Annotated in this window: 4 protein-coding genes; 2 read left to right on the forward strand and 2 right to left on the reverse strand. The window is 72.4% G+C overall.

The window, feature by feature from the left end:
• Nucleotides 1-198 precede the first annotated feature (198 nt).
• Nucleotides 199-1,293, reverse strand: coding sequence for a 3-deoxy-7-phosphoheptulonate synthase (locus AB0C20_RS35600; RefSeq protein WP_357185048.1), 1,095 nt, complete (start codon nt 1,291-1,293; stop codon nt 199-201).
• A gap of 273 nt (nt 1,294-1,566) precedes the next feature.
• On the opposite strand from AB0C20_RS35600, the gene AB0C20_RS35605 reads away from it, so the two are divergent.
• On the forward strand, nt 1,567-1,785 hold the full coding sequence (locus tag AB0C20_RS35605; protein WP_357185051.1) for a hypothetical protein: 219 nt from the start codon (nt 1,567-1,569) through the stop codon (nt 1,783-1,785).
• On the opposite strand, the gene AB0C20_RS35610 is transcribed toward AB0C20_RS35605, so the two are convergent.
• Entirely contained in the window at nt 1,752-2,501 is a 750-nt protein-coding gene (locus AB0C20_RS35610) for a phosphodiesterase (RefSeq protein ID WP_357185054.1), read from the reverse strand. The two genes, AB0C20_RS35605 and AB0C20_RS35610, sit on opposite strands and share 34 nt — an antisense overlap.
• Before the next feature lie 103 nt (nt 2,502-2,604).
• Here AB0C20_RS35610 and AB0C20_RS35615 point away from each other — a divergent pair.
• A partial coding sequence (locus AB0C20_RS35615; RefSeq protein ID WP_357569663.1) for a pitrilysin family protein occupies nt 2,605-3,733 on the forward strand: 1,129 nt, incomplete at its 3' end.

Raw genomic sequence — 3,733 nt, forward strand, 5'->3', positions numbered from 1 at the left:
GCCGCCCCCGGCCCACAAGGCCGGGGGCGGCGCTGGTGTCGGTGTGCAGGTCGCCTCTCGGCGAGTGGCACTACGCGGCTCCAGCCGGACGGTATTCCGCGAAGGCTATTTAGGTGAGGCCCGGGGACACTGGACACACCGACACCCCTGTCAACGAGCCGGCCCCCGCTCGTGTTCCGTGGGTAGTGGTGTCGGCGGTCACACAGTCGTCGACAGGGTGGCCCGGCGGGCCCGCACGGCCGAGGCGAGGTGGTCGAGCACCTCGGCGGTGTCGTCCCAGCCCAGGCAGGCGTCGGTGACCGACCGGCCGTACTCCAGCTCCCGGGTCGGGTCGAGCTCCTGCCGGCCGGGCAGCAGGAAGGACTCCAGCATCACGCCGGTGATCCCACGCTGGCCGGCGGCCAGTTGGGCGGCCACGTCCGCGGCGACCAGCGGCTGGTTGCGGTGGTCCTTGCCGCTGTTGGCGTGACTGGCGTCGATCACCAGCCGCTCCGGCAGGTCGGCGGCGCGGAGCAGGTCGAGTGCCCCGGCGACCGACTCGGCGTCGTAGTTGGGCCGGCCGCCCCCACCGCGCAACACCAGGTGCCCGTCGGTGTTGCCCCGGGTGTGCATGATCGCCGGGGTGCCGGAGAAGTCGATGCCGGGGAAGACGTGCGGCACCCCGGCGGCGCGGATCGCGTCCACTGCCGTGCCGATGCTGCCGTCCGGGCGGTTCTTCATGCCGATCGGCATGGACAGGCCGGAGGCGAGCTGGCGGTGCACCTGGCTCTCCACGGTGCGGGCACCGATCGCGCCCCAGGCCACCGTGTCCGCGATGTACTGCGGGGTGATCGGGTCGAGGAACTCGCAACCCACCGGCAGGCCGAGGCGGAGCACGTCGAGCAGCAGCGCACGGGCCAGCCGCAGGCCGGTGTTGACGTCCCCGCTGCCGTCCAGGCCGGGATCGTTGATCAGGCCCTTCCAACCGACAGTCGAGCGTGGCTTCTCGAAGTAGACCCGCATGACGATCAGCAGGTCGTCGGCGAGCCGGTCGGCTGCCGTCCGAAGACGCTGCGCGTAGTCCAGGGCGGCGGCCGGGTCATGCACCGAGCAGGGACCGACCACCACCAGCAGGCGGTCGTCCTCGCGGTCCAGCACGCGACCGACAGCGCGGCGGCCGGTCAACACGGCCGACGCGAGCGGGGCGTCCAGGGGCAACTCGTGGTGCAGCAGGGCGGGCGTGGTCAGCGGCACGACACGGTCGATCCGCTGATCGCTGACCCGATCGGTCTCCGGGGTCGTCACGGTGGGCATCCTTCCGCCGACCGTGCCCGGGGCCGGTGCCCGGGACGAGCCGGCTGCTCGTACGCAAAAGGGCAGGAACGACAGCTCCTGCCCAGCCGGCTCGGTCCGTGGTGACGTCAGTTCATGGTGAAGTCACCGGCGTGCGAGCCGGCTGCCTAAACCATCGATAGGAACGCGTCACCGGGCCAGCGTACCCGACCGGACGCGGTCACCCGTCCTGTCGTCCCAAGATGCGGGGCGAAGATCGCGTGCCGGGGGCGCGGTCGGGGTAACAGGGGTGCCATGACACACGAGCAGAGCGATCAGGACCGGGTGGAGTCCCGCGCGCACCACCTCCTGCCCGAGGAGAAGGCGGTGGGCAGTGACGACCCGGAGGCGCAGGCGGAGGCCATCCTCGCCGAGTCGGACATCCGCGAGGGGGACCAGAACGCCGCCCCGGACACGGTGCTGGAACGTCGTACCTCGGATCAGACAGTGGTGGCGGTCGAACCGCCGGACTGAGCGGTCGCCCCACGGGCCCGGCGCGACCCCCGGTAGGTCTGGTCTCGTAGCCAGGCCAGCGGACCTGCCACCCGCAGTTCGGGTGGCAGGTTGCGCACCGGGTCGAACGCGAGCGCCGCGTCCTCCTCCGCGCTGAGCTGGGCACCGAGACTGACCTGCCCGACCAGCCGCCACGGCCCCACCGCCGACGCGACAGCGAGCACCAGGCGCGGGGTGTCCGTCCGGGTCGCGGCGGCCGCCGTGGCCAGGCTGCGACCGAGGTCGGCCGAGTCGGGATCGGCCAGCGCGGCCAGCCAGAGGCGGCGCCGACCCGCGCGATAGCACGTGATCGTGCTGTACGTGCCTGTGAAGCGGCGTCGGGGCAGCGGCAGGTTCCGCAGCACCGGGGCCGCGCCGCTGGAGCTGACCAGCAGGTCGAAAGGCCGGCCGTCGTCGCGGTGCAGGCGCAGCGCGAGGCCCAGGACGTCGGGCCAACTGCCGGGCGTGGGCGTCCCCTTGGAGAGCCGGACGGTGGTCCGGTACCCACCGGGGTGGTCCAGCAGAGCGACCCCGGTGGGCGGTCCGGGCGTACCCCAGATCACCGTCTCGCCGACGAACGAGCGACCGGCCGGATGCAGTAGCCGGCCGCGGCGCAGCCGGCCGAGTGCGGTGCTGAGGCGTTCGACGGCGGTGGCGGACCGGCCGGCGGACCGGGACGGAGGCGGGGTGGCGGTCATTGCTTCCCGGTACCCCGCGCGGCGGCTCCGATGCCGCCCGGGTCGGCTCGCCGACCGACGGCACGTCACCTTTCCGCCCCCGAGATCGGATAGCGTCGGGGGCATGCCCGACAGCGGTTACCCCTGGCCCATTCAGACGTCCCGACTGGACAACGGCCTGCGCGTGGTGGTGAGTGAGGATCGCACCGCACCCGCCGTGGCCGTCAACCTCTGGTACGACGTCGGCTCCCGGCACGAGCCGGCTGGGCAGACCGGTTTCGCCCACCTCTTCGAGCACCTGATGTTCGAGGGCTCGGTGAACGTGGCGAAGACCGAGCACATGAAGCTGATTCAGGGCTCCGGTGGCTCGCTCAACGCCACCACCAACCCGGACCGGACCAACTATTTCGAGACGGTCCCGGCCGAGCACCTGGAGCTGGCGCTCTGGTTGGAGGCCGACCGGATGGGCGGCCTGGTCCCCGCCCTCACCCAGGAGACGCTGGACAACCAGCGGGACGTGGTGAAGAACGAGCGCCGGCAGCGCTACGAGAACGTGCCGTACGGCGACGCCTGGCTGCGGTTGCTGCCGTTGCTCTACCCGCCGGGGCACCCCTACCACCACGCGACGATCGGCTCGATGGCCGACCTGAACGCCGCCGACCTGGCCACCTTCCAGGCGTTCCACCAGACCTACTACGCGCCGAACAACGCGGTGCTCACAGTGGTCGGCGACGCCACCGCCTCCGACGTGTTCGCGCTCGCCGACAAGTACTTCGGCGCGTTGCCCGCCCGCGACGACATCCCGCCGGCACCGGAAGGCCGCAACGTGCCCGCCACCGGGCAGACGGCCGTCGAGTCGGTGAGCGCCGACGTGCCGGCGCCACGGGTCTACATCGCCCACCGCAGCTACCCGTTCGGCAGCCCGGGATACAACGTGATCACCGTGCTCGCCACAATCCTGGGCAGCGGCCGGGGCAGCCGGCTCTACCAGCGCCTCGCCGACGGCGAGCGGATCGCGCAACCGGACCTGGTCGGGGCGTACGGGGTGGACCTCGCACACGCCCCGGCACCGCTGATCGCCACCGCCACCGCCCGCCCCGGAGTGAGCGCCGAGCGGCTGGCCGAAGGGCTGGCCGAGGTCGTCGACGAGCTGGCCACAGTGCCGGTCACCGCCGCCGAGCTGGATCGGGCCAAGGCGTTGCTCAGCACCGGGTGGTGGCGCCAGCTGTCCACAGTCGACGGCCGCGCGGACC

The organism is Micromonospora sp. NPDC048843 (genome assembly GCF_040649965.1).
Lineage (GTDB): Bacteria > Actinomycetota > Actinomycetes > Mycobacteriales > Micromonosporaceae > Micromonospora > Micromonospora hortensis.

Excerpts from the sequence above, each read along its gene's own strand:
- AB0C20_RS35600 (WP_357185048.1), bottom strand. The coding sequence starts at position 1,293 with ATGCCCACCGTGACGACCCCGGAGACCGATCGGGTCAGCGATCAGCGG.
- AB0C20_RS35605 (WP_357185051.1), top strand. The coding sequence starts at position 1,567 with ATGACACACGAGCAGAGCGATCAGGACCGGGTGGAGTCCCGCGCGCAC.
- AB0C20_RS35610 (WP_357185054.1), bottom strand. The coding sequence starts at position 2,501 with ATGACCGCCACCCCGCCTCCGTCCCGGTCCGCCGGCCGGTCCGCCACC.